Origin of the sequence: Frankia sp. Mgl5, assembly GCF_023242985.1 — a bacterium.
Classification (GTDB): Bacteria; Actinomycetota; Actinomycetes; order Frankiales; family Frankiaceae; genus Parafrankia; species Parafrankia soli.
Genome location: NZ_JALKFY010000485.1, coordinates 1 through 423 on the forward strand (window position 1 = coordinate 1; position 423 = coordinate 423).

Here is a 423-nt window from a genome sequence, read left to right on the forward strand (position 1 = left end):
GCTCAACACGGCGGCGATCTTCGCTGTCGGCTTTCTAATGCGCCCGGTAGGGAGCCTGCTGATGGGCCGTTACGCCGATCGTCATGGCCGCCGTGCCGCGCTGACGCTTTCCATCACCATCATGGCCGGTGGTTCTCTGATCATTGCCTGCACCCCAAGTTATGGCACCATTGGTGTGCTGGCTCCCATCATTCTGGTTCTTGCACGCCTGCTCCAAGGGTTGTCGCTAGGTGGAGAGTATGGAACCTCGGCAACGTACCTGTCCGAGATGGCCAGCAGCGGCCGCCGCGGCTTCTACTCGAGCTTCCAGTACGTCACACTTGTTGCCGGACAGTTGGTGGCACTGGGTGTCCAGATCATCCTCCAGCAAATGCTCAGCGAACCGGATATGAAGTCCTGGGGCTGGCGTATTCCCTTCGCTAT

At 59.6% G+C, this 423-nt stretch carries 1 protein-coding gene; it reads left to right on the forward strand.

All coding sequences use genetic code 11. The features are described from left to right. Positions 1 to 423: MFS transporter (locus MXD62_RS10255; protein ID WP_248829094.1), on the forward strand; the 423-nt coding region annotated here is incomplete at both ends.